The sequence below is a fragment of the Rhodanobacter sp. 7MK24 genome (assembly GCF_014842995.1).
In the GTDB taxonomy this organism is placed as follows: domain Bacteria; phylum Pseudomonadota; class Gammaproteobacteria; order Xanthomonadales; family Rhodanobacteraceae; genus Rhodanobacter_A.
The window spans coordinates 965,402-985,132 of sequence record NZ_JACYXL010000001.1; the positions used below are offsets into that span (position 1 = coordinate 965,402).

At 65.9% G+C, this 19,731-nt stretch carries 18 protein-coding genes and 4 tRNA genes; 16 read left to right on the plus strand and 6 right to left on the minus strand.

The genetic code is table 11. From position 1 onward, the window contains the following. Positions 1-55 precede the first annotated feature (55 nt). Together acnB and IHE49_RS04445 are read left to right on the plus strand one after the other, a co-directional pair. Positions 56-2,659 (plus strand): bifunctional aconitate hydratase 2/2-methylisocitrate dehydratase, encoded by a 2,604-nt coding sequence (gene acnB / locus IHE49_RS04440; protein WP_192155225.1) that lies wholly within the window; start codon positions 56-58, stop codon positions 2,657-2,659. 115 nt (positions 2,660-2,774) lie between these two features. Next, positions 2,775-3,668: a LysR family transcriptional regulator gene (locus IHE49_RS04445; protein WP_192155461.1), complete on the plus strand. Its 894-nt coding sequence runs from the start codon at positions 2,775-2,777 to the stop codon at positions 3,666-3,668. Between the two features lie 175 nt (positions 3,669-3,843). Here IHE49_RS04445 and hflD read toward each other — a convergent pair whose 3' ends face one another. From hflD to IHE49_RS04460, 3 genes are read right to left on the minus strand one after another with little or no spacing between them, the layout of a single operon-like run. Next, positions 3,844-4,467, minus strand: a complete 624-nt coding sequence (hflD, locus tag IHE49_RS04450) for a high frequency lysogenization protein HflD (RefSeq protein ID WP_192155462.1) — start codon at positions 4,465-4,467, stop codon at positions 3,844-3,846. Positions 4,468-4,487: 20 nt separating this feature from the next. Continuing rightward, positions 4,488-5,600: a tRNA 2-thiouridine(34) synthase MnmA gene (mnmA, locus tag IHE49_RS04455; RefSeq protein ID WP_192155227.1), complete on the minus strand. Its 1,113-nt coding sequence runs from the start codon at positions 5,598-5,600 to the stop codon at positions 4,488-4,490. Next, on the minus strand, positions 5,597-6,082 hold the full coding sequence (locus IHE49_RS04460; protein WP_192155228.1) for an NUDIX hydrolase: 486 nt from the start codon (positions 6,080-6,082) through the stop codon (positions 5,597-5,599). Before IHE49_RS04460 ends, mnmA begins: the two co-directional genes overlap by 4 nt. A gap of 377 nt (positions 6,083-6,459) precedes the next feature. Here IHE49_RS04460 and clpS point away from each other — a divergent pair, with 377 nt between their 5' ends. Beyond that, complete coding sequence (gene clpS / locus IHE49_RS04465; protein WP_192155230.1) at positions 6,460-6,789, plus strand: ATP-dependent Clp protease adapter ClpS; 330 nt, start codon at positions 6,460-6,462, stop codon at positions 6,787-6,789. Between the two features lie 94 nt (positions 6,790-6,883). After that, the gene (clpA, locus tag IHE49_RS04470; RefSeq protein WP_192155232.1) at positions 6,884-9,157 is read left to right on the plus strand and encodes an ATP-dependent Clp protease ATP-binding subunit ClpA; all 2,274 of its coding nucleotides are present in this window, start codon (positions 6,884-6,886) and stop codon (positions 9,155-9,157) included. Between the two features lie 68 nt (positions 9,158-9,225). Here clpA and infA read toward each other — a convergent pair whose 3' ends face one another. Both infA and IHE49_RS04480 read right to left on the minus strand, forming a co-directional pair. Continuing rightward, positions 9,226-9,444 carry a translation initiation factor IF-1 gene (gene infA / locus IHE49_RS04475; RefSeq protein WP_077485337.1) on the minus strand — a complete coding sequence of 73 codons (219 nt, stop codon included), beginning with the start codon at positions 9,442-9,444 and terminating at the stop codon, positions 9,226-9,228. 158 nt (positions 9,445-9,602) lie between these two features. Continuing rightward, positions 9,603-9,878, minus strand: coding sequence for a polyhydroxyalkanoic acid system family protein (locus tag IHE49_RS04480; RefSeq protein WP_192155234.1), 276 nt, complete (start codon positions 9,876-9,878; stop codon positions 9,603-9,605). A 120-nt stretch (positions 9,879-9,998) separates the two neighbouring features. On the opposite strand from IHE49_RS04480, the gene IHE49_RS04485 reads away from it, so the two are divergent. The 6 genes from IHE49_RS04485 to IHE49_RS04510 all read left to right on the plus strand — a co-directional run bounded on the left by IHE49_RS04485 (position 9,999) and on the right by IHE49_RS04510 (position 16,015). Continuing rightward, a complete protein-coding gene (locus tag IHE49_RS04485; RefSeq protein WP_192155236.1) occupies positions 9,999-10,766 on the plus strand; it encodes an FHA domain-containing protein in 768 nt (255 codons plus the stop codon). 196 nt (positions 10,767-10,962) lie between these two features. Then, positions 10,963-12,048 (plus strand): 3-phosphoserine/phosphohydroxythreonine transaminase, encoded by a 1,086-nt coding sequence (gene serC / locus IHE49_RS04490; protein WP_192155238.1) that lies wholly within the window; start codon positions 10,963-10,965, stop codon positions 12,046-12,048. 61 nt (positions 12,049-12,109) lie between these two features. After that, positions 12,110-13,198, plus strand: coding sequence for a prephenate dehydratase (pheA, locus tag IHE49_RS04495; RefSeq protein ID WP_192155240.1), 1,089 nt, complete (start codon positions 12,110-12,112; stop codon positions 13,196-13,198). After that, positions 13,195-14,505, plus strand: a complete 1,311-nt coding sequence (aroA, locus tag IHE49_RS04500) for a 3-phosphoshikimate 1-carboxyvinyltransferase (RefSeq protein WP_192155242.1) — start codon at positions 13,195-13,197, stop codon at positions 14,503-14,505. The genes pheA and aroA overlap by 4 nt, the downstream gene beginning before the upstream one ends. A gap of 263 nt (positions 14,506-14,768) precedes the next feature. Further along, on the plus strand, positions 14,769-15,542 hold the full coding sequence (gene kdsB / locus IHE49_RS04505) for a 3-deoxy-manno-octulosonate cytidylyltransferase (protein ID WP_192155244.1): 774 nt from the start codon (positions 14,769-14,771) through the stop codon (positions 15,540-15,542). Further along, positions 15,521-16,015 carry a low molecular weight protein-tyrosine-phosphatase gene (locus IHE49_RS04510; protein ID WP_225578130.1) on the plus strand — a complete coding sequence of 165 codons (495 nt, stop codon included), beginning with the start codon at positions 15,521-15,523 and terminating at the stop codon, positions 16,013-16,015. Before kdsB ends, IHE49_RS04510 begins: the two co-directional genes overlap by 22 nt. A gap of 359 nt (positions 16,016-16,374) precedes the next feature. Here the strand turns inward: IHE49_RS04510 and IHE49_RS04515 are convergent, their stop codons facing one another. Further along, entirely contained in the window at positions 16,375-16,533 is a 159-nt protein-coding gene (locus tag IHE49_RS04515; RefSeq protein WP_192155246.1) for a hypothetical protein, read from the minus strand. Between the two features lie 75 nt (positions 16,534-16,608). Here IHE49_RS04515 and uvrC point away from each other — a divergent pair, with 75 nt between their 5' ends. From uvrC to IHE49_RS04545, 6 genes are all read left to right on the plus strand, one after another. After that, complete coding sequence (gene uvrC / locus IHE49_RS04520; RefSeq protein WP_192155248.1) at positions 16,609-18,435, plus strand: excinuclease ABC subunit UvrC; 1,827 nt, start codon at positions 16,609-16,611, stop codon at positions 18,433-18,435. A gap of 71 nt (positions 18,436-18,506) precedes the next feature. Further along, the gene (gene pgsA / locus IHE49_RS04525) at positions 18,507-19,115 is read left to right on the plus strand and encodes a CDP-diacylglycerol--glycerol-3-phosphate 3-phosphatidyltransferase (RefSeq protein ID WP_192155250.1); all 609 of its coding nucleotides are present in this window, start codon (positions 18,507-18,509) and stop codon (positions 19,113-19,115) included. A gap of 44 nt (positions 19,116-19,159) precedes the next feature. Continuing rightward, positions 19,160-19,235 (plus strand) — tRNA-Gly (locus tag IHE49_RS04530). Between the two features lie 115 nt (positions 19,236-19,350). After that, positions 19,351-19,426: transfer RNA gene (locus tag IHE49_RS04535), tRNA-Gly, on the plus strand. A gap of 15 nt (positions 19,427-19,441) precedes the next feature. Next, positions 19,442-19,515: transfer RNA gene (locus IHE49_RS04540), tRNA-Cys, on the plus strand. 80 nt (positions 19,516-19,595) lie between these two features. Further along, positions 19,596-19,682, plus strand: a tRNA-Leu gene (locus IHE49_RS04545). Positions 19,683-19,731 lie beyond the last annotated feature (49 nt).

Below are 19,731 nucleotides of genomic sequence, written 5' to 3' on the forward strand. Positions count from 1 at the left end.
CCTTCGCTCCCCTGCATGCAGGGGAGCAGCCAATCCCCGCCACAGGACGAGCCACATGCTTACCGCCTATCGCCAACATGCTGCCGAGCGCGCCGCGCTGGGCATCCCGCCGCTGCCGCTGTCGGCCCAGCAGACCGCCGAGCTGGTCGAGCTGCTGAAGAACCCGCCGGCTGGCGAAGAAGCGTTCCTCGTCGACCTGATCACCAACCGTGTGCCGGCTGGCGTGGACGATGCGGCCAAGGTCAAGGCCTCGTACCTGGCCGCTGTGGCGTTCGGCACCGAGCAGTGCGCGCTGATCTCGCGCGAGAAGGCCACCGAACTGCTCGGCACCATGCTGGGCGGCTACAACATCCATCCGCTGATCGAGCTGCTCGACGACGCGCAGATCGGCACCGTCGCCGCCAACGCGCTCAAGCACACCTTGCTGATGTTTGACGCCTTCCATGACGTCAAGGAAAAGGCCCAATCCAATAGCGCGCCGGGCAACGCCAACGCCAAAGCCGTGCTGCAGAGCTGGGCCGACGCCGAATGGTTCACCAGCAAGCCGGAAGTGCCGCAGAGCCTGACCGTCACCGTGTTCAAGGTGCCGGGCGAAACCAATACCGACGACCTGTCGCCGGCCCCGGACGCCACCACGCGCCCGGACATCCCGCTCCACGCGCTGGCCATGCTGAAGAACAAGCGCGACGGCGCCCCGTTCGAGCCGGAGGAAGACGGCAAGCGCGGCCCCATCCAGCTCATCCAGGACCTGACCAAGCAGGGTCATCTGGTGGCCTACGTGGGTGACGTGGTCGGCACCGGCTCCAGCCGCAAGTCCGCCACCAACTCGGTGCTGTGGTTCACCGGCGAAGACATCCCGTTCATCCCGAACAAGCGCTTCGGCGGCGTGTGCCTGGGCAGCAAGATCGCCCCGATCTTCTACAACACCATGGAAGACGCCGGCGCGCTGCCGATCGAACTCGATGTCTCCAAGATGGAGATGGGCGACGTCGTCGAACTGCGTCCGTACGACGGCAAGGCGCTGAAGAACGGCGAAGTGATCGCCGAATTCCAGGTGAAGTCCGATGTGCTGTTCGACGAAGTGCGCGCCGGCGGCCGCATTCCGCTGATCATCGGTCGCGGCCTCACCGCCAAGGCGCGCGAGGCGCTGGGCCTGCCGGTCTCCACCTTGTTCCGCCTGCCGCAACAGCCCGCCGACACCGGCAAGGGCTACACGCTGGCGCAGAAGATGGTCGGTCGCGCGGTCGGCCTGCCGGAAGGCCAGGGCGTGCGCCCGGGCACCTACTGCGAGCCGAAGATGACCTCGGTCGGTTCGCAGGACACCACCGGCCCGATGACCCGCGACGAGCTGAAGGACCTGGCTTGCCTGGGCTTCTCGGCCGACCTCGTCATGCAGTCGTTCTGCCACACTGCTGCTTACCCGAAGCCGGTGGACGTGAAGACCCACCACACGCTGCCGGAATTCATCAGCACGCGTGGCGGTATCTCGCTGCGCCCGGGTGACGGTGTGATCCATAGCTGGCTCAACCGCATGCTGCTGCCCGACACCGTCGGCACCGGCGGCGACAGCCACACGCGTTTCCCGATCGGTATCTCGTTCCCGGCCGGCTCGGGCCTGGTGGCCTTCGCCGCCGCCACGGGCGTGATGCCGCTGGACATGCCGGAATCCGTGCTGGTGCGCTTCAAGGGCGAACTGCAACCGGGCGTCACCCTGCGTGACCTGGTCAACGCGATCCCGCTGTACGCGATCAAGCAGGGCCTGCTGACCGTGGCCAAGCAGGGCAAGAAGAACATCTTCTCCGGCCGCATCCTGGAAATCGAAGGTCTGCCGAACCTCAAGGTGGAGCAGGCGTTCGAGCTGTCCGACGCCTCGGCCGAACGTTCCGCCGCCGGTTGCACGGTGCATTTGGACAAGGCGCCGATCATCGAATACATCAACAGCAACATCACCCTGCTGAAGGTGATGATCGCCCAGGGCTACAAGGACCCGCGCAGCCTGGAGCGCCGCATCAAGGCGATGGAAGCATGGCTGGCCAACCCGCAGCTGCTGGAACGCGATGCGGACGCCGAGTACGCCGCCGTGATCGAGATCGACCTGGCCGACGTGCACGAGCCCATCGTGGCCTGCCCGAACGACCCGGACGACGTGAAGACGCTCAGCGACGTGGCAGGCGCCACCATCGACGAGGTGTTCATCGGCTCGTGCATGACGAATATTGGTCACTTCCGGGCAGCGGCCAAGCTGCTGGAAGGCAAGCGCGACATCCCGACCAAGCTGTGGGTGGCCCCACCGACCAAGATGGATGCCAGCGAGCTGACCAACGAAGGCGTCTACGGCACCTTCGGCACCGCCGGCGCGCGCATGGAAATGCCGGGCTGCTCGCTGTGCATGGGCAACCAGGCGCAGGTGCGCGAGGGCGCCACGGTGTTCTCCACCTCCACCCGCAACTTCCCCAACCGCCTCGGCAAGAACTCCAACGTGTACCTGGGTTCGGCGGAACTTGCCGCGATCTGCTCGCGTCTCGGCCGCATCCCGACCAGGGACGAGTACATGGCCGACATCGGCGTCATCAACGCCAACGGCGAGAAGATCTACCGCTACATGAACTTCGACAAGATCCAGGACTACAAGGAAGTCGCGGATACCGTCGCTGCATAAGCTGCACGCGTCTCCGCCCTCCCGAAGGGAAAGTGGCTTGAAACAAGCGAAGCCCGGCCGCGTGCCGGGCTTCGTCGTTTATGCTGCGCCCATGGTGGCAACCACGGGCGCACGGATGATCTCTTCGCACATTTCGGCGGTCTCGCTGCGCGACCTGATGATGGTGCAGGCGGTGCATCGCCACGGCAGCTTCAACAGCGCGGCGCGGGCCATGCACATCAGCCCGTCCGGGCTGTCGCACCAGGTGCAGAAGGTGGAGCAGGCGCTGGGTGCCCCGTTGTTCGAACGCGGCGGCCGCAAAGTGGTGCCTACAGCGGGCGGCTGGCGGCTGCTGGAACGCATCGATGCCCTGATCGCCGCGGCGGAACTGCTGCAGCAGACCGCACGTGCCGGTGCGGTGGCCTTTGGCGGCGAGCTGCGGCTTGGCGTACCGGCCTCGCTGGGTCCCTACCTGCTGCCGCATCTGATCGAACCCTTCCCGCAGCATTTTCCTGGTGTGCGGCTGGGCATCTCCGAGGGCAAGCCGCGCGGCTTGCTGCGCCGCCTGCACGAGGCCGAGCTGGATGCCGTGCTGGCGCCGCTCGCGCCGCTGGCCAGCGGCATCGCGATGCAGCCGCTGTTCTTCGAACCATGGGAAGCGATGCTGCGCGCCGATCATCCGTTGGCCGGCCGTCGCAGCGTGGCATTGGAGCAACTGGAAAAGGCGGACGCGATCCTGATGGCCGAGAGCCACGCCGATGGCGACGGCCACGTGCAGGACGTGAGCCTGGAAAGCCTGGCTGCCCTGGTCAGCCTGCGCGGCGGCCACGCGTTGGTCCCTGTGCTGGCGCACGAGCGGCTGGCTTCCAAGCCCGACATCGTGCTGGCGAAGATCAAAGGTCAGGTATCGGGTCGCGAGATCGCGTTGTACTGGCGCGAGGCCACGCCGTGGGGCTCCGATCTGGCCGCCTTCGCCAAGCTGCTGCGCGCCCTGGCGAAGCAGCTGCCAGGACTGAAACTGCTCGGCTAGCAGATCGGAACGGCGCTTGCCGTCTCGGCTGTCGAGCTCCTCTCTCTGCGGAAGAGGGGGAGGGTACGGTTGGAGCGCGGCAGTTAGCCTTGTCGCAGGGTTCGCCGCCGCGCCTCGTTCGCACCCTCATCCGGCGCGGCGCGACTCCCTTCTCCCGCAGGGAGAAGGCAAACCTTCAGCGACCGCCCAGCGTGGAGCCTGTGAGCAGTCCCCGCGCCAGCATGCTGCATTGCTTGCGGAACAGCAGCAGTTGCCACTGGCGGCCGCCGAGCTGGCGCCACAGCACAGCAGAGCGCACCGCCGAGAGCAGGTTGCTGCGCACCTTCTCGACAGTGGCCGATTGCTGCAGATGTTGCGGGTTGCCATTGACCATCACACGCGGACGCAGGGTGGACAGGGTGGACGCGTAGAGCTCGGCCAGACGCGCGGTGACCTGGCTGGAGCTCTGGCCGAAATGCTCGGCCTGTCGCTGCGCGGCACGGATGCCCTGCTGCAGGCGGTCCAGCAGCTCCGGCCGGCCGGACAGGCTGCGCTCCAGCCGCATCACGGTCATCGCCATGCGTGTCACGCTCATGTCGTCGCCGCTTTCGTCGAGTTGGGACACCAGGGTGCGCAGGCCCAGCCGCACGCTGGCGATGTTGCCGTACACGCCCACCACGGAAGGCGCATCGATGCGGAACACGCTGGCGATGCCGGCATCCATCGCGGTCTCGTCGCAGCGGCCCTGGTTGGCGAGCTGCTGCACCAGTGCGCAGGCCTGGTAGAGGCCTGCCAACGCCAGCACGCGTTCCTCGTTCATCGCAAAAGCGTCAAGCACCGTCAATTCTCGTTTCGTATATTGGGTAAGCCGCCGAAAGGCGCATCGGTGGCGGCGATCACCGCGCCGCCGAGGCAGGCCTCGCCGTCGTAGAACACCACCGATTGTCCGGGGGTCACTGCACGTTGCGGGGTGTCGAAGCGGACTTCAAGGCTGTCTTCCAGCACGTGCACTTCGCAGCTCTGGTCGGCCTGGCGGTAACGGGTCTTGGCAGTGCAGCGGAAATGGCCGGCCGGCGCGCGGCCAGCCACCCAGGTCGGCGCCTCGCTGCGCAGCGCGTGCGAATCCAGCCAGCGGTTGGCATTGCCTTGCGCCACGTAGAGCACGTTGGACGCCACGTCCTTGCCCACCACGTACCACGGTTCGCCGCTGGCGCCGTGGCGGCCGCCGATGCCCAGCCCGTTGCGCTGGCCCAGCGTGTAGTACATCGCGCCCTGGTGTTCGCCGACCAACTCGCCCTCGGGCGTGCGCATCTCGCCGGTCCGTGCCGGGATGTATTGCGCGAGGAAGCTGCGGAAGTCGCGCTCGCCGATGAAGCAGATGCCGGTGGAATCCTTCTTCGCGTGGGTGGGAAGATTGGCGGCGAGCGCCATTCCACGCACGCGCGCTTTCTCGATTTCGCCCACCGGGAACAGCGTGGCGGCGAGTTGCGCCTGACCCAGCGCGTGCAGGAAATAGGTTTGGTCCTTGGTCGCGTCTGCCGCGCGCAGCAGGCGGTATTCGCCGTCCGTGCTGCTCACGCGAGCGTAGTGGCCGGTGGCGATCTTCTCCGCGCCAAGTGCGTGAGCCTCGTCCAGGAAGGTCTTGAACTTGATCTCGCGGTTGCACAGCACGTCGGGGTTGGGCGTGCGGCCGGCGCGGTATTCGCTGAGGAAGTGCTCGAACACGCCGTCCCAGTATTCGGCGGCGAAATTGCGCGTATGGAAGGGAATGCCGAGCCGGCCGCACACGGCCACGGCGTCCTTGCGGTCGGCATCGGCGGTGCAGGGGCCCGAGCGATCGTCTTCCTCCCAGTTCTGCATGAACAGGCCTTCGACCTCATGGCCGGCCTGTTGCAGCAGCAACGCCGCCACCGAGGAATCGACGCCGCCGGAAACGCCCAGCATCACCTTCATGGCGTGGCGCCGTGCGGCCAGGCGTGCAGCACGTCCAGCGGGAAGCGGGCGCCGGCCAGCCATGCGTCGATGCTCGCCAGCACCAGCGGGCTGCGCAGCTGTCCGCCCAACGCGGCGATTTCGGCGCGGTCCAGCCATAGCGCGCGGCGGATGCCCGCGTCCAGCGGACGCGCTGGATCGTGGCGGTCGGGGCGCGCGGCGAAACTGAAGCGGATCACGCCTTCGCCATGTTCGGTGCTGCGCCACTGGTGCACGCCGATCAGGTGGGTGGGTTTCACCGTCCAGCCGGTTTCCTCCAATGTCTCGCGCACCGCTGCATCGACCAGTCGCTCGCGGTCTTCAAGGTGGCCGGCAGGCTGGTTGTACGCCAGCCTGCCATTCACTTCTTCCTCGACCATCAGGTAGCGCGCGCCATCGCTCACCACGCAGGCCACGGTGACGTGCGGGCGCCAGATGGCGTCGATGGCGGAAGCGGAAGGCATGGCATGCGGGGACTGGAAAAGGCGACATTGTGCCATCAGAGCCTGGCCACGATCTTCAAGCGCCCGCGCCGGGGTCTGTTTGCCCGCAGGCCAAGGAGGAACGAAGGAGTGGATGTCGGTCCACGACTGAGGGATGGCGCAGGGGTGCGGGCAAACAGACCCGGCCCCGCGGGTTGCCATCGGGTGGCCGCCATGCGGCAGCGCATGGCTTGCCAGCCACGCAAGCGCTGCGCCATGCACTACCCCTGACGACCATCCGATGGCAACGCAGGGCACTTGAAGATCGTGGACAGGCTCTTATATCCCGCTGCGGTCGTCGCGAGGCCGGCAGGTGGCGCGGCGGTATACTCGCAACCGTTCCACGAACACAGTCATCCATGGCCCACGAACCCGACAACGATCACGAAAGCAGCCACGGCCTGGCGCTCAAGACCGCGAAGCCCGAGGTGGCGCGGCCGCCATTGTTCCAGGTAGTGCTGCTCAACGACGACTTCACACCGATGGATTTCGTGGTCGAGGTGCTGCGCAGCTTCTTCAGCCTTGACCAGGAGCATGCCGTGCAGGTGATGCTGCACGTGCATACCCGTGGCAAGGGCGTGTGCGGCGTGTTCACCCGCGAGGTGGCCGAGACCAAGGTCACCCAGGTCAACGAATATTCACGATCCCATCAGCACCCTCTGCTCTGCACCATGGAAAAACTCCAGTGACCGCCTTGGCGGCACTATGGAAATAAGCCAGGCAGGCCCCATTTTGTAGCCATCGCGGCTTTGCCGCCCCGCCATTGCAACGGAGACGGTCCGGATGTTCAGCAAGGATCTCGAAGTCACCATCGGTCAGTGCTACAAGCAGGCCCGCGAGCAGCGCCACGAATACATGACCGTGGAACACCTGCTGCTCGCACTCACCGCCAACCAGTCCGCGCTGGGGGCGTTGCGTGCCTGCGGCGTGGACCTGGCGCGACTCACCCGCGAGCTCGAGAAGATCATTGCCGAGACCGTGCCGGTGCTGCCGCACGGCGACGAGCGCGACACCCAGCCGACGCTGGGTTTCCAGCGCGTGCTGCAGCGCGCGGTCTATCACGTGCAGTCCTCGGGCCGGAAGGAGGTCACCGGTGCCAATGTGCTGGTGGCGATCTTCGGCGAGAAGGACTCCCATGCCGTGTACTTCCTGCACCAGCAGGAGATCGCCCGGCTCGACGTGGTCAATTACATCTCCCACGGCATCGCCAAGGTGGGCGAGGAGCCGGCGGCAGGCACGTCCGGCGGCAGCGAGCGTGAAAGCGAGGAAAGCGGCGAAGCCAAGGGCAATCCGCTTGCCGAGTTCGCCAGCAATCTCAACGAGCGCGCACTGGAAGGCAAGATCGATCCGCTGATCGGCCGCGCCGATGAAATCGAGCGCACCATCCAGGTGCTCTGCCGCCGCCGCAAGAACAATCCGCTCTACGTGGGTGACGCCGGCGTGGGCAAGACGGCGCTGGCCGAAGGCCTGGCCAAGCGCATCGTGGACGCCGACGTGCCAGAGGTGCTGGAAAACGCCACCATCTGGTCGCTCGATCTGGGCGCGCTGGTGGCTGGCACCAAGTACCGCGGCGATTTCGAGAAGCGCCTGAAGTCGGTGATCGCCCAGCTCAAGAAGCAACCGGGCGCGATCCTCTTCATCGACGAGATCCACACCATCATCGGCGCCGGCTCCGCCTCGGGCGGCACCATGGATGCCAGCAACCTGATCAAGCCGCTGCTCGCCTCTGGCGAGCTGCGCTGCATCGGCTCGACCACGTTCCAGGAATACCGCGGCGTGTTCGAGAAGGACCGCGCGCTGGCCCGCCGCTTCCAGAAGATCGACGTGGTCGAGCCTACGGTGGCCGACAGCATCGAGATCCTCAAGGGCCTGCGCTCGCGCTTCGAGGAACACCACAACGTCATCTACACCAACGAGTCGCTGAAGGCGGCGGTGGACCTGTCGGTGAAGCACATCCCCGACCGCCTGCTGCCGGACAAGGCCATCGACGTGATCGACGAGGCCGGCGCCCGCCAGCGCCTGCTGCCCGAGGCACAGCGTACCGGCAAGATCGACGTGCCCGAGGTGGAGTACATCATCGCCAAGATGGCGCGCATCCCCGCCAAGCAGGTGTCGGCTTCCGACCGCGATGTGCTGAAGAACCTGGAGCGCAACCTCAAGATGGTGGTGTTCGGGCAGGATGCGGCAATCGAGGCGCTGGCCGCCTCGATCAAGATGGCGCGCTCCGGCCTGGCCGATCCGGCCAAGCCGATCGGTTCCTTCCTGCTCGCCGGGCCTACCGGCGTGGGCAAGACCGAGGTCACCCGCCAGCTCGCCATGCAGCTCGGCATCGAAATGATTCGCTTCGACATGTCCGAGTACATGGAGGCGCACTCGGTGTCGCGCCTGGTCGGTGCTCCCCCGGGTTACGTGGGCTTCGACCAGGGCGGCCTGCTCACCGAGGCGGTGACCAAGCATCCGCACGCGGTGCTGTTGCTGGACGAGATCGAGAAGGCACACCCTGACGTCTACAACATCCTGCTGCAGGTAATGGATCGCGGCGTGCTCACCGACACCAATGGGCGCGAGGCGAATTTCAAGAACGTGATCCTGGTGATGACCACCAATGCAGGCGCGGCGCAGGCGGCACGACGCAGCATCGGCTTCGTGGAGCAGAGCCATCGCACCGACTCGATGGAGGTGATCCGTCGTGCCTTCACGCCGGAATTCCGCAACCGCCTCGACGCGATCATCCAGTTCAATTCGCTGGACTTCGAGCACATCCTGCGCGTGGTGGACAAGTTCCTGATCGAGCTGGAAGCGCAGTTGGCCGACAAGCATGTCAGCCTGGATGTGGACGCCGAGGCGCGCCGCTGGCTGGCTGAGCACGGCTTCGACGCGCAGATGGGCGCCCGCCCGATGGCGCGGGTGATCCAGGAGAAGGTGAAGCGTGCCTTGGCCGACGAACTGCTGTTCGGCAAGCTGGCCGGCGGCGGCAAGGTCACGCTGGGCGTGCAGGACGGCGAGCTGTCGGTGGATTGCGAGGCGGCGGAGCGGCTGCCGGCCGTTGTCGAGTAATCGCGGGCTTCAGGCACACAAAAGGCCGCGCACTGCGCGGCCTTTTCGTGCCGATGCCGGCAATCGTCTTATTTCATGCGGTAGGTAATCCGCCCCTTGCTCAGGTCGTACGGGGTCATTTCGATCTTGACCTTGTCGCCCGTGAGGATGCGGATGTAATGCTTGCGCATGCGGCCGGAGATATGGGCGATAACAACGTGCCCGTTCTCCAGCTGCACACGGAACATGGTGTTGGGCAGGGTTTCGAGAACCGTGCCTTCCATTTCGATGACGTCGTCTTTGGCCATGTGTTCCGGGTCGGAGAGCGGCCATAGCGGCCGCACAAGCCGGCGATTATGCCACGGCAGGGCGTCCGGTCAAAATATTGCCTGGGGGATATCCGATAGCGCGTCAGCGATGGCCCGAATGGCGCCACGGATGGTGTCGCCAAGAATCGCCGGGTCGGTCAGGCGAAATGCTCGTCCAGCTTGCGCCGGATCTCCTGTTCGACCATGCCCTTCAGCGGAGACAGCAGCAGGCTCAGCTCGGCGCGCACGCGGATCGTATCGCTGCCGACCGCAATCTGGCCGTTCACGCCTGGGCGGGAGAAATGCAAGACGTCGCCCTCCCAGCGGCCCGCAATATCGAACTTCTCATGCATGCGCGCGGCGACCTTGTCGACCACAGCCCGCGCTTCCGGCAGCGGCAGGTTGTGGGGGCGCTGGATGTCGATGCTGGGCATGCGTGGGCTCCAAAGGCGGGCAGGCATCATAAGCCATGCCATGCATCGGGCATGTTGAAACGTGAGCAAGCACTCAGGAACCGCATGCTAGAGTGCTGCGATCCACGGATTAGTACGGCAATGCGCATCGAGTTTCTCCATTCCGCCCGCGAGGATTTTCCGTGGACGGCACCCCAATTGCGGATAGGCAGTGCGGCGGACAACGACCTGGTCTTGTCGGCCGGGCAGGCTGCGCCGCGGCATCTGCGCATCGAGCAGGACCAGCGTGGCTGGGTGCTTGCGGTACTGCCCTCGGCAACACGTGTCTACGTGAACGCGCGGCCGGTGCGTGAGCGCGCCTTGTTGCGTCCCGGCGACATGCTGAGCGTGGGCGATTGCCGCATGCTGCTGCGCGACGATGTTGCGCCAGAGCAGCGTGAAACCGTGATGGCGCCGCTGCAGGCGCACTGCACCGCAGCGTTGCGTGCGTTGGCCGGCGCCTTGTCGGGACGCGTGTTTTCCATCGGCGATGGCCTCGAGCTCGGGCCTTATGGCCGCTGCCCGCTGGAACTGCCGCAGGGTGAGACAGCCAGCCTCAAGTTGAACTGGCAGGATGATCACCTGGTACTTGAAGTAGTGCAGGCCTCGGCGACTTATCCGCTGCGCGTGAACGGTGCGACGGTGCAACGCCTGGCCTTGCGGCCAGGCGACCAGATCAGCCTGGGGCCCCATCGCTTCGTGCTCGATGCGCCGGGGATGGAGGCGGAACCCGAGGTCACGCCGTCCGAGCCGGTGACATCGGCGCTACCCGAAGACGTCGCCGGCCCGCGGGGGGAGGTCTGGTGGCTGATCGTCACGGCCGCCGTACTGGCGCTGGGTATCGCGCTGGTGTTGTGGATGCGTTTCTGAAACTTGCGATTGGCCAGGGCCGTGAGGATCAGCCAAGGGGCCGTCCCAGCCTCGAGTGCTGCATGTCTTGCGATCGTTTCTGATTGCGAGATTTTGAGCGGCCACGCTTGACCGTACTTCTTGACTAAAGATCTCATTGACGGCTCCATGCTGCGCCGCGCCATAATGCGACGAACGCAATCACGTGGAGCAATCGGTGAGCCAGGTGTGGAATTTCAGTGCGGGTCCGGCGGCACTGCCGCGCGAAGTGCTTGAGCGTGCGCAGCGCGAACTGCTGGACTGGAACGGCAGCGGCATGTCGGTGATGGAGCAGTCGCATCGCGGCAAGCGTTTCATCGCGATGGCGGCGCAGGCGGAAGCCGACCTGCGCGAACTGGCCGCGATCCCGGACGACTACGCCGTGCTGTTCCTGCAAGGCGGCGCGACCCAGCATTTCGCGCAGATCCCGATGAACCTGGCAGGCGAGGGCGACAGCGCCGACTACATCGTCAACGGCCACTGGGGCGAGAAGGCTGCGAACGAAGCTGCGTCCTACGTACGCGTGAACGTGGCTGCCAGCAGCAAGGGCGAGGGCTACCGCAGCCTGCCGCCGCGCATGGAGTGGAAACTCGATCCGCGCGCCGCCTACGTGCACTACACGCCGAACGAAACCATCCACGGCGTGGAATTCCACGAGGTGCCTAGCACCGGCGACGTGCCGCTGGTGGCGGACATGTCCTCCGACATTCTCTCCGCGCCGCTGGACGTGCGCCGCTTCGGCCTGGTCTACGCCGGTGCGCAGAAGAACATCGGTCCCTCCGGTCTGGTGCTGATGATCGTGCGCCGCGACTTGCTGGCGCGCACGACGCGGCCGATGGCGAAGATCTTCCGCTATGCGGAGCATGCGGCGAACGATTCCATGCTCAACACGCCGAATACCTGGGGCTGGTATCTCGCGGGTCTGACCTTTCAGTGGCTGAAGGAACAGGGCGGGCTCGCCGCGATGGGGAAGCGCAATCGCATCAAGGCCGAACGCCTGTATGCCGCTATAGACGGCTCGAGCGGCTACTACCGCAACGCGATCGATCCCGCTGCCCGCTCGCGCATGAATGTGCCGTTCACCCTGCATGACGGCGCGCTCGATGCCCTGTTCCTAGCCGAGTCCGAGGCGGCCGGCCTGTTCGCGCTGAAGGGGCACAAGGCGCTGGGCGGCATGCGCGCCTCGCTCTACAACGCGGTGCCGACGGAGGCGGTGGATGCGCTGACTGCATTCATGCGCGACTTCGCGGCGCGACACGGTTGAGCCTTTCAGGCATCATGCATTTGGCCTTCCATCCGTCCAGACATCCATCCAGCTATCCATCATGACCGAAAGCAAGACCTCGCTGACCGACGTGCGCGAGCGCATCGACAGCATCGACAGACAGATCCAGGAGTTGATCTCCGAGCGCGCCAACTGGGCGCAGGAAGTGGCGCGGGTGAAAGGCGAAGGCCTTTCCGCCATCGACTATTACCGGCCCGAGCGCGAGGCGCACGTGCTGCGCATGGTGGTGGACCGCAACAAGGGGCCGCTGTCGGATGCGGAGATGGTGCGGCTGTTCCGCGAGATCATGTCCTCCTGCCTCGCGCAGGAAGACCCCCTGAAGATCGGTTACCTCGGTCCCGAGGGCACCTTCAGCGAGCAGGCGGTGCGCAAGCACTTCGGCCATGCCGCCTACGGATTGCCGCTGGGCAGCATCGAGGAAGTGTTCCAGGAGGTCGCAGCCGGGCATGCGGACTTCGGGGTGGTGCCGGTGGAAAACTCGGGGCAGGGCATGATCCAGGTGACGCTGGACATGTTCCTCACTTCCGACGCGCGCATCTGCGGCGAAGTGGAGCTGCGCGTGCACCAGTGCCTGCATTCGATGGCGGCCGGTCTGGAATCCATCAAGCGCGTCTATGCGCATGCGCAGTCGCTGCAGCAGTGCAAGACCTGGTTGCGCATGAACCTGCCGCACGTGACCTGCGAGGCGGTGAGCAGCAATGCCGAGGCCGCGCGGTTGGCGCGCCATGCCGATGACGCCGGTGCCATCGCCGGCGAGACGGCCGGCAAGGTGTATGGCCTCAAGACGCTGGCCACCGGTATCGAGGATCGGGCGGACAACACCACGCGCTTTCTCGTCATCGGCCGTTCGCTGTTCCCACCGTCGGGCAACGACCGTACTTCGCTGCTGATCACGGTGAACGACCAGCCGGGCGCGCTGTACCACGTACTTAGCCCGTTCGCCGCACACGGGGTAAGCCTCAATCGCATCGAGTCGCGCCCCGCGCATTCGGGCAAATGGCAGTACGCCTTCTTCATCGACGTCTCCGGCCACATCCAGGACGAAGCCTTGCAGGCAGCAGTGAAAGAGATCGAACAGTCGGTGGCGCAATTGCGCGTGCTGGGTTCCTATCCGGTGGCGTTGCCATGAGCGGGAAGATGGATTGGTGCAGTGGCCGCGCAGGTCCACTGCGCGGCAGCGTGGGCGTGCCGGGCGACAAGTCGGTTTCGCACCGCGCGCTGATGTTCGGTGCGCTGGCCGAAGGCCGATCGCGCATCCGCGGCTTCCTCGAGGGTGAGGACACCCGTGCCACCGCCGCCGTGCTGCAGCAGCTCGGTGTGCGCATCGAGACGCCGGCCGAGGGCGAGCGCGTGGTGCATGGTGTGGGGCTGCATGGCCTGCGTGCCAGCGCGGACCCGCTGGACTGCGGCAACGCCGGCACCGGCATGCGGCTGCTCGCCGGCCTGCTGGCCGGGCAAGCCTTCGACAGCACCCTGATCGGCGATGCCTCGCTGTCGAAACGTCCCATGCGTCGCGTCACCAACCCGCTGGCCGCGATGGGCGCACGTATCGATACACAGGACGGCCTGCCGCCGCTGCACGTGCGCGGCGGCCAGCGCCTGCAGGGCATCCGCTACGAGTTGCCGGTGGCCAGCGCGCAGGTGAAGTCCGCGCTGCTGCTGGCCGGCCTGTACGCCGAAGGCGAGACCGAAGTCATCGAGCCCCATCCCACGCGCGACTATACCGAGCGCATGTTGGCCGCGTTCGGCTGGCCGATCGCGTTCGAACCCGGTCAGGCCAAGCTGTCCGGTGGCCACGCGCTCCGCGCCACGGACGTGGACGTGCCGGCGGATTTCTCCTCTGCCGCGTTCTTCCTGGTCGCTGCCAGCATCGTGCCCGGTTCCGAGCTGAAGCTGCCTGCCATGGGGCTCAACCCGCGCCGTACCGGCCTGCTGGAAGCATTGCGCCTGATGGGTGCGGACATCCGCATCGAAAATCCGCGCGAAAGCGGCGGCGAGCCGATTGGCGATCTGGTGGTGCGTCACGCGCCGTTGCACGGCGTCGAACTGCCCGAAGCACTGGTGCCGGACATGATCGACGAATTCCCGGCGCTGTTCGTCGCGGCGGCGATGGCCGCAGGCCGCACCGTCATCCGTGGCGCCGCCGAATTGCGCGTCAAGGAATCCGACCGCCTCGCCGCGATGGCGACAGGCCTGCGCGCCCTGGGCATTACGGTGGACGAGACGCCCGATGGCGCGACCATTCACGGCGGTACGCTTGCCGGCGGTACGGTCGAGAGCCTCACCGATCACCGTATCGCGATGAGCTTCGCGGTGGCCGGGCTGGTGGCGCAGGCGCCGGTGCGCATCAATGACTGCCGTCATGTGGCCACTTCGTTCCCGGGCTTCATGGACCTGGCCAACAGCTGCGGCTTCGCACTGGAAGTCGCGGACTGACAGTGGGGCGAAGAGTGTGGGGTGCCGTGCTCTGGCCGAACCCTCGCCCGCTTGCCGGCACCCTCCCTCGGTGAGAGAGGGATTCCCTCATGCAACGCTTGGCGCCTCTCCCGACAAGGGAGGGGTTTCACCACGCGGTGCTTTGCCCCGCTCCATGCAGGAGAGGGAGCCGGATGTGGGCTCGACTTTGCGACATCCGTGCATCCTCCGGCTGGCAACGGCACTTCGGTTAAAGTCGCGGCCAACCTGATCGCGAGTCCACCATGTCCGTCGTCCCGCCCTTCATCGTCGCCATCCCCGCCCGCTACGGTTCCACTCGTCTGCCGGCCAAACCGCTGCGCGAAATCGCCGGCGTGCCGATGGTGGTGCGCGTGGCGCAGCGGGCCTTGCAGGCGGGAGCGGCGGACGTGGTGGTGGCGACGGACGATGCTCGCATCGTCGATGCGCTGGCAGGGCAGGTTGTGAAGGTGTGCATGACGCGCGTCGACCACGCTTCCGGCAGCGACCGCCTCGCCGAGTGCGCCGCGCTGTGCGGCTGGGCCGATGACGCCATCGTGGTGAACCTGCAAGGCGACGAGCCGTTTGCACCGGCTGCGGGCATCCGCGAAGTCGCGCGTGCGCTGGCCGAGGACGAGGCGCCGATGGCCACGTTGGCGACGCCGCTCACCGACGCCCATGAATTGTTCGATCCCAACGTGGTGAAGCTGGTGCATGGCGCGAATGGCCGCGCCCTGTATTTCAGCCGCGCACCATTGCCGTGGGCGCGCGATGCCTTCGCCGGGAGCCGCGAGGTGGTGCCGCCGGGCGTGCCGTTCCTGCGCCATATCGGCATCTATGCATACCGCGCCGGTTTCCTGGCACAGTACGCGCGGCTGGCGCGCACGCCGCTGGAACAGGCCGAGTCGCTGGAACAATTGCGCGTGCTGGAACACGGCCACGCCATCGCGGTACGCCTCACGCCCGAACCGTTCCCACCCGGCATCGACACCGAAGCCGATCTCGCGCGTGCCGAGCAATGGCTGAAGACGCAAGGGTGAGCGAGCGGCGCGTACTGTTCGTCTGCCTGGGCAACATCTGCCGTTCGCCCTTGGTGGAAGTCGTGGCGCGCAAGCGCCTGGCCGAGGCCGGCCTGGATGTGGTCGTGGCCTCCTGCGGCACCAGCGGCTGGCATGCGGGCGAGGGCGCCGACCCGCGCATGGTCGCGGCGGCGCGCGCTGCGGGCCATGACCTGTCGAGACACCGCGCGCGCCAGCTGCGCGCGCCCGACTTCACGGACTACGACTTCTTGCTGGCGATGGATCGCGACAACCTGCGCGGCCTGCACAAGCTTGCCGCCACGCCGGAACAGATGGAGCGGGCCGCGTTGTTCCTGGAGTGGACGGGCGTGGCGTCCCCGCTGGAATTTCCCGACCCGTGGTATGGCGATGCGGCCGGTTTCACGGCGGCAGTGAATCCGGCCGAACGCGGCATCGCCGGCTTGATCGAACGCCTGCGCGGTACTCTGCGCTGAATCTCCTGAAATCCTGCCGGTCGGATTTCTGCCGGCATCCCGGTGCAAGCCAAAGTCCACAGCGATCATGCTTGTTCAAGCACCATGGTCACTGGCTGACCAGCTTCGCTGTTGTGAGCCTCCTCTGGCCTGCACCGGAATGACCGGTGAAGACTGGAGCGAGTAAACGCAGGGTGCGGTCTCCAGTGCCCAGATACGTTGTGGCGTAACCGTACGTCTATCGCGTAAACGCGAGCTGTTCCCAAATCCTCAAGACGATCTGCGCGTACTACTCCTACAAGAAGGAGCAGCAGGACCGAGGATGCGGAACTGGCTACAAGGCCACCAGGTTTCGGCCTGCATCGGAATGGCCGACAAGATCAACGCCGCTGTCGCAGCTTCACGATAAATATGACGAACAGGATCAGCCCAAGCAGCAAACCGATGCCTGCTCCCCACAACGCTCCCCGATCGCCCCACAGCCAATCGCCGATCAGCACGCCGAGCACGAACAGGATGGGGATCGGCAGGCAACCCATGAAGGTCTCCGTCAGGCCCTCGACAGGAGTGCCATGATACCGGCCGCGCGCAACCGAACCGGCTAGAATTTACACATGCAATCCACATCGCCGCAGGCCTTCGACGGCAAGGCCTTCGTCCGCACCCTGGCCACCTCGCCCGGCGTCTACCGCTATTTCGACGCAGACGGCGAGCTGCTGTACGTGGGCAAGGCCAGCAACCTGAAAAAGCGTGTGGGCAGCTATTTCCTCAAGCCCCGCCTGGAGCCGCGCATCGCTGCGATGATCTCGCAGATCGCGCGCTGCGAAACCACCGTCACGCGTACGGAAGGCGAGGCGCTGCTGCTGGAATCGCAGCTCATCAAGTCGCTCAAGCCGCGCTACAACATCATGTTGCGCGACGACAAAAGCTATCCCTATATCTATCTTTCCGGCGGCGAGGACTATCCGCGGCTGGCCTTCCACCGTGGTGCGAGGAACATGCCGGGGCGTTACTTCGGGCCGTATCCCAGCACCTTCGCGGTGCGCGAGAGTCTCGGCCTGATGCAGAAGCTGTTCAAGGTGCGCCAGTGCGAGGATAGCTATTTCCGCAACCGCTCGCGCCCCTGCCTGCAATACCAGATCGGTCGCTGCACCGCGCCGTGCGTGGGGCTGGTCACGAAAGACGACTATGCCGGCGACGTGCGCCACGCCGAGATGTTCCTGGAAGGCCGCAGCAGTGCGGTGATCGACGAATTGGCCGCGGCGATGGAGCAAGCCAGCGTGAAGCTGGATTTCGAGCGGGCCGCCGCGTTGCGCGACCAGGTGGCCGCGTTGCGACAGTTGCAGGCGCAGCACCATGTGCAGGGTGCCAGTGCCGACATGGACGTGATCGCCTGCCGCATCGAGTCGGGCCTAGCCTGCGTCAGCGTGCTGTTTTTCCGCGACGGCATCAGTCTGGGTACGCGCGATTTTTTCCCGCGCCTGCCGCTGGACGCCGAGCCAGCCGACGTGCTGGCGCAATTCGTGGCGCAGTACTACCTGGACCGGCCGGTGCCGCGCGAGCTGATCCTGGGCGAGGAGTTGCCCGAACAGGCGCTCCTTGCCGAAGTGCTGACGGAACAAAGCGGCCATGCAGTGGAACTGAAGAGCAGCGTACGCGGCGAACGCGCGCGCTTCCTGCAGATGGCCGAGCGCAACGCGCAGGCCTCGCTCACCCAACGGCTGGCCAGCAGGCAGACGCTGGGCACTCGCTTCGAGGACCTCCAAAAACTGCTGGAACTGGCCGAGCCGCCACGACGCATCGAATGCTTCGACATCAGCCACACGCGCGGTGAACTCACCGTGGCGTCCTGCGTGGTGTTCGGGCCGGAAGGGCCGGAGAAATCGCACTACCGCCGCTTCAACATTGGCGGCATCACGCCCGGCGACGACTATGCCGCCATGCACCAGGCGCTGACCCGGCGCTTCCGCAAGGTGGCCGAAGGCGAGGGCGCCAGGCCCGACGTGCTGCTGATCGACGGCGGCGGTGGCCAGGTCGCGCAGGCGCTGGACGTGCTGAAGGAACTCGGCGTCACCGGCATCCACGTGATCGGCGTGGCCAAGGGGCCCGCACGGCGCGCAGGAGAGGAAACCCTCATCCTGGTCGACCAGGGGCGTGAGATCCATCCCGGCCCGACTTCGCCTGCGCTGCATCTGGTGGCGGCGGTACGCGACGAGTCGCACCGCTTCGCGATCAGCGGCCATCGCAAGCGCCGCGAGAAGGCCCGTGAGCGCAGCGTGCTGGAAGACGTCCCCGGCGTTGGGTCGCGTCGCCGTACCGCACTGCTGAAGACTTTTGGCGGCCTGCCCGGCGTGGAAGCCGCCGGCGTGGAAGAACTGATGCGCGTGAAAGGCATCGATCGCGGCCTGGCCGAACGCATTTACGACGCATTGCACGGCTGAACGCCATGCATGGCCGCGCTGCGCTGTGACGCGACGGCATGCGACACTGTGGCAAATCCGCAGGCGCTCCCATGCACATCAACCTTCCCACCTGGCTGACCCTGTTCCGCGTGCTGTTGCTGCCGGTGATGGTGGTGGTGTTCTACCTGCCGTTCCACGGCCACAACATCACCGCGGCCGTCGTGTTCCTGCTCGCCGCCATCACCGACTGGCTGGACGGATTCCTCGCTCGGCGCATGAACCTGACTTCGGCTTTCGGCGCCTTTCTCGATCCGGTGGCCGACAAGCTGATGGTGGCGGTGACCCTGTTCCTGCTGGTGCAGTCGCACCCGGAAGGCTGGTCCGGCATCGTGATGGCGGTGACTGCCGCGGTGATCGTGGGGCGCGAGATCAGCATTTCGGCGCTGCGCGAATGGATGGCCGAAGTCGGCCTGAGCGCCACGGTGAAGGTGGCTTTCATCGGCAAGCTGAAGACGGTGATGCAGATCGTGGCGCTCGTGGTGCTGATCGTGCAGCACGAGAAGGAGGCCACCGCGCTGCGCCTGTACCATATCGGCGAAGCCCTGCTGGTGTTCGCCGGCGTGCTCACCATCTGGTCGGGCCTGTACTACCTGCGCGCGGCATGGCCCAGCCTGCGCGGCGACGCGCCGTCGAAATTCGCTGCGCGCAGCGACGATTGAAGGCTTGACGCAGCGCGTTCGCGTATTAGAATGCGCCCTCCCAAGCGGGAATAGCTCAGTTGGTAGAGCACGACCTTGCCAAGGTCGGGGTCGCGAGTTCGAGTCTCGTTTCCCGCTCCAGTTTCAGGCACGAAGCCCCGGTTTGCCGGGGCTTCGTCGTTTGGGACAGGGCATCGAGTTGGCAGGCCAGGGCTTCCCATATGACGTTCTTCTGCTATCATTGACGGCTCACCAAGCGGGAATAGCTCAGTTGGTAGAGCACGACCTTGCCAAGGTCGGGGTCGCGAGTTCGAGTCTCGTTTCCCGCTCCAGTTTCATCGCAGTTTGGCCTGGTGGCAGAGTGGTCATGCAGCGGACTGCAAATCCGCGTACGCCGGTTCGATTCCGACCTAGGCCTCCAAACCCGCGTATCGAAGCCCGCCTTCTGGCGGGTTTTTCGTTTACGATCCGTGCCGCCTACGCACAGGCATTTCATTCGCTGCCCGAGTGGCGAAACTGGTATACGCAAGGGACTTAAAATCCCTCGGCCGCAAGGCTATGCGGGTTCGACCCCCGCCTCGGGCACCAACCATCCATTACGGTGCGTCCTGCGCGCTAATGCCCACGCGAAGCGTGG

Bases quoted from the DNA above. Each gene is read 5' to 3' on its own strand.
- kdsB (WP_192155244.1), top strand. From the start codon at position 14,769: ATGTCCGTCGTCCCGCCCTTCATCGTCGCCATCCCCGCCCGCTACGGT.
- IHE49_RS04460 (WP_192155228.1), bottom strand. From the start codon at position 6,082: ATGCCTTCCGCTTCCGCCATCGACGCCATCTGGCGCCCGCACGTCACC.
- IHE49_RS04510 (WP_225578130.1), top strand. From the start codon at position 15,521: ATGGCTGAAGACGCAAGGGTGAGCGAGCGGCGCGTACTGTTCGTCTGC.
- IHE49_RS04515 (WP_192155246.1), bottom strand. From the start codon at position 16,533: ATGGGTTGCCTGCCGATCCCCATCCTGTTCGTGCTCGGCGTGCTGATC.
- mnmA (WP_192155227.1), bottom strand. From the start codon at position 5,600: ATGAAGGTGATGCTGGGCGTTTCCGGCGGCGTCGATTCCTCGGTGGCG.
- clpA (WP_192155232.1), top strand. From the start codon at position 6,884: ATGTTCAGCAAGGATCTCGAAGTCACCATCGGTCAGTGCTACAAGCAG.
- pheA (WP_192155240.1), top strand. From the start codon at position 12,110: ATGACCGAAAGCAAGACCTCGCTGACCGACGTGCGCGAGCGCATCGAC.
- pgsA (WP_192155250.1), top strand. From the start codon at position 18,507: ATGCACATCAACCTTCCCACCTGGCTGACCCTGTTCCGCGTGCTGTTG.
- clpS (WP_192155230.1), top strand. From the start codon at position 6,460: ATGGCCCACGAACCCGACAACGATCACGAAAGCAGCCACGGCCTGGCG.
- acnB (WP_192155225.1), top strand. From the start codon at position 56: ATGCTTACCGCCTATCGCCAACATGCTGCCGAGCGCGCCGCGCTGGGC.
- uvrC (WP_192155248.1), top strand. From the start codon at position 16,609: ATGCAATCCACATCGCCGCAGGCCTTCGACGGCAAGGCCTTCGTCCGC.
- infA (WP_077485337.1), bottom strand. From the start codon at position 9,444: ATGGCCAAAGACGACGTCATCGAAATGGAAGGCACGGTTCTCGAAACC.
- aroA (WP_192155242.1), top strand. From the start codon at position 13,195: ATGAGCGGGAAGATGGATTGGTGCAGTGGCCGCGCAGGTCCACTGCGC.
- hflD (WP_192155462.1), bottom strand. From the start codon at position 4,467: ATGAACGAGGAACGCGTGCTGGCGTTGGCAGGCCTCTACCAGGCCTGC.
- IHE49_RS04445 (WP_192155461.1), top strand. From the start codon at position 2,775: ATGATCTCTTCGCACATTTCGGCGGTCTCGCTGCGCGACCTGATGATG.
- IHE49_RS04480 (WP_192155234.1), bottom strand. From the start codon at position 9,878: ATGCCCAGCATCGACATCCAGCGCCCCCACAACCTGCCGCTGCCGGAA.
- IHE49_RS04485 (WP_192155236.1), top strand. From the start codon at position 9,999: ATGCGCATCGAGTTTCTCCATTCCGCCCGCGAGGATTTTCCGTGGACG.